The 3,777-nt window shown below is 50.1% G+C and carries 2 protein-coding genes; both read right to left on the reverse strand.

The window, feature by feature from the left end:
- Positions 1 to 585 precede the first annotated feature (585 nt).
- Entirely contained in the window at positions 586 to 1,911 is a 1,326-nt protein-coding gene (locus KXG62_RS33660; protein WP_218096371.1) for an endonuclease/exonuclease/phosphatase family protein, read from the reverse strand.
- Between the two features lie 266 nt (positions 1,912 to 2,177).
- Positions 2,178 to 3,506 carry an ABC transporter substrate-binding protein gene (locus KXG62_RS33665; protein ID WP_218096372.1) on the reverse strand — a complete coding sequence of 443 codons (1,329 nt, stop codon included), beginning with the start codon at positions 3,504 to 3,506 and terminating at the stop codon, positions 2,178 to 2,180.
- Positions 3,507 to 3,777: the final 271 nt, after the last annotated feature.

Here is a 3,777-nt window from a genome sequence, read left to right on the forward strand (position 1 = left end):
TCTTACTGCTTCATCTTTGAATACTTTGTCGTACCGTTTCATTGTCTCTCGTCCCCTCGTCATCTTCATTTTATTTCATACGAGGGTGTTTTTCGACTGCATAATTATAGTAGCACTCCATAAAGACGAACCAACACAAACTATATGTGTTTGAATATGGAGACGAAGATAAGAGACGACCATACCCTAACATCCCCACCCACAAAAGGTAATGCAGAGATTTTTTCTAGATCACGTCCATAAAAAGGTTACACCAGAAATGCTAATCAATGTTATTATCCTTCGTTTCTTCTGAGGCCCTGTATACGTCCCTCGGTTTTAAGGGTTTATATCTAAAAACGGATGGCCCCTCCTCTTGTGACAACAAACGCTTGGACCCGCTGCCTGTTCGTCATGGGCTTTCGCGCCATCTTGTATTCTCCTTGGTTTGTTTTTGGATCCGGTAAAGAACATCATACCAAGGATTCTTTTTGTTTCTCAAACCCCGTATTTCTTTCATAATAATCAACGTGTATTGTTTTGCTTAAGATTTTGATTCGAACATGCCATTTCTTCACTCTCTTATCCCAGCTACCGCCATTGGGCCTACGGGTGACGAATCATCATGTCCGTGATCACCGGCGCATGGTCGGAGTAGAACAGGTGAGCTGACGAATGCTCCGGCAATCGGCGATCCCGCGTAAAGGAGTCCAGGATGCGGACGGAATCCCCCGAAGTCCAAATATAGTCGATACGAGAAGGTGAGGTGCCGTAGCCCGCCAGAGGATTCGTCGTTCTTCCTTGAAACCGGCTCGCATCTGGATTCGCCCATCGGTATGAATCCGTGAATCCGGCTTCCTGCATCGCTTTGGTGACAGGCCAATCCAACACCAATCCGGCATGACCGGGCGCATGGGCGAAGCGCCGGCTCCAATCCTGGTTCGAGAGCGTATTGAAGTCACCGGCCATGATCGTCGGTGCTTTGTCCCCATTCAGATACAGGGGAAGGAACGTCTTCTGAATGATATTCATCCATTCCAGTCGCTTCTTGTCCGTTCCGACAATTTCTTCGTCGGTATACGTACGGGGCGTTCCGGCTCTAATTTCGTTCACGGTTTTATTCGTATAGCTCCCGGCATGTTCCAGCTGATACAGCCAAGTGGCGAAGACGTTCATCTCCTGGTTGTCCGGCAGCCGGATACGGACGCCGCCAAAGTGGAGGCTGTGAATGCGCTCACGGTGCAGCGGATATAGCTTGACCACCGGGAACCGGGTGAAAATCCACAAATTGTCTCTGTTCACCTCTTGCCCCGGTTCACGTGTGATCTGAATTCCCTTATACAAACGATCCGGAGGCTGACCGGCATTCATTACGTCGAGGATCCGGTTTCCCGAGCCGTACGTCTCGACCGTCACCAGAACGTCCGGATCCTGGTTGCGGATAAACTCGCCGATTTGCCGCACATTGGTCTCTCCCCCGGCATCGCGCCCGCCGTGCAAAATATTCCACGTCATGACGCGCAGGCGGGTTCCCAGAGGCTTCCCGGTAAATTCATGTGATACTTCCACCTGTAATTCCCCGTGTGGGGCGAAGAAATCCGTAGATATTACTTCTCCTTCTCCATCCTGTGGGTAAATGACCCGGCGGGTCAACACATCCTCCCCTTGGCGAATCGTGAAAGCGACTTCCTGGCCGAGGACGAACTTGTTCCCGCCTAGAGCCCGAACTTCGCACAACCTGCCGGCAACTTCATGCGCTTTCGTCACCGATCGATCGGACAGCTTAATTTCCGCCTGAACAGCCGTCTGATTTTCGCAGCGCAGCTCCAACTGGAAAAGCGGATTCTTCGGAATCTTCTCCCCGGTCGCTTTCACCGTAAACGACACTCGATCCGGCTGGACTCTGTCCCCGAGACCGCCGGGATCTTCCACGGATTGGCAACCTCCGGCAACGATCGCACAAGCGCTTAAGAACAAGGCTGTTTTACGAACGATCATCCTTTGCATATGCTTTTCTACACCACCTTTTGTAACCCCTTTCATAACGGGTCAAAAATGATTTTGCCGCCGTCCGTCGTATCGTCCCGCAATCCGCATATAGCAGTTCGCCTTTACCATTTGACATCCCGGGAGCGGCTTGTGTCCACTGCACGTCACTCCTACTTCTCACCCTATCGAGCCGAGCCTGCAAAGCCGCTCTATTTCCCGGCCAGCTGCGCCTCAACCGCCTTGTTCGCCTTCTCCTCCGCCTCCCGCAGCGCCGTATTGATGTCCTTCTCCTTCAGCAATACGGCATCGAATGCCCCGTGCAATGGCGTATGAGCAACTGACTGAAACGTGGAAGGTTTGGCCGGAGGCGCGAACTGCTTCGGTAAGAATCCGTTCATATTTTTATTTTTTAGGAAGGGAATGTTCTGCCCGTATTCTTTCATCGCATCGCGGCTCTTCAAAGCCGGAAAGAGTCCGTTTCTCGCCAGATGCAGCTGAAATTCGTCCGATGTCAAATAGGAGATCACTTCAAACGCCACATCTTTATGCTTGCTCGTTTTCGTGATGTAGAAATAAGTGGGATAAGGCTGCGGTCCGATCTCCGGCTTTTCTTGGAATACGGGGAAGGAAGCGACATCCCAGTTGAGGACCTCTTTGAACCGCGCCGGACCGAGCGCCGCCAACCCGAGAAACATGGCGATCGTTTTGTCTTTGTCGAACGCGTTCACCTGTACGGTGTAGCTAACGGTTTTCTTATTCACTTCGTTACCCGTAAGCTGGTAGAAGCGGGTCCAGGCGGTGAACAATTTTTTGAAATCGCCGGACGTATAGTTGACCTTATTATGCGAATCGGTATAAGGAATGGAGAATTGGTTAGTCGGCATAGTATGGGCTAACGATAGCGTGATCCCCTGGTACTGCTGTGCACCATCGAAGCGTGACATCACTTTCGCCAGCTCGTACAGTTCGTCCCAGGTCAGGCCGTCCTTCGGGTACATCACCCCGAATCTGTCGAAGAGGTCTTTGTTGTAGAACATCGTCATCGTATTATTGTAAACCGGAAGACCGTAAATCCCCCCGTTCGCAATCATTCGCTGGATCTCGACCGTCGTCGGCTCCATTCGACTCAGATCATATTTATATTTCTTGATCAGTTCCGATATGTCATACTGTATTTCGTAATCCAGCAGATATCTGGTCTGCCCGCTCGACAAGTACATTATATCTAGCGGTTCCCCGGCGGTGAGCAGCTTATCCGGGCTGGTATCCTTGCCGTACGGGATAAACTTCGGCGTAACGTACGGATATTTCTCTTTGATCTTGTTCCCGAACATAGTCATAAATCCATCCGTGTCAAAATCCCCGGAAGTCGAATAAAATACGAGCTCTACCGGCTCTTTCTTTCCTTCTGCTGCTTTTCCTCCGCCTTCATCGCCTCCTTTAGTTCCCATGCAAGCCGAAACCGTCGATATCAGCGGGAACAGCAATCCCCAGATAACAAATTTTCTTATCATCGTTCCCTTCGCTTTCCTGCTCACTTGACCGCCTCCTCCATTGTTTTGTCGTCACGCCAAGGATAGCATAGATTGCAGGGTGAAAGTTCTAACACGTTATGATAAAATATTGTTAAAATACGATTATCGAGTAGCTATTCGGAGGGACCATGTTGATATTCGAACAGTGTCTAAAAGTGTGGTGAAAAACACCACGAATACTCGATATGGTAGAATAATAGAAATACCTGATTAGAAATGAGGAACAGTTATGCGAGCAGCAAAACGGACCGGGGTCCAGCCACAACTATTTCAG

Origin of the sequence: Paenibacillus solanacearum (assembly GCF_910593845.1) — a bacterium.
In the GTDB taxonomy this organism is placed as follows: Bacteria; Bacillota; Bacilli; order Paenibacillales; family NBRC-103111; genus Paenibacillus_G; species Paenibacillus_G solanacearum.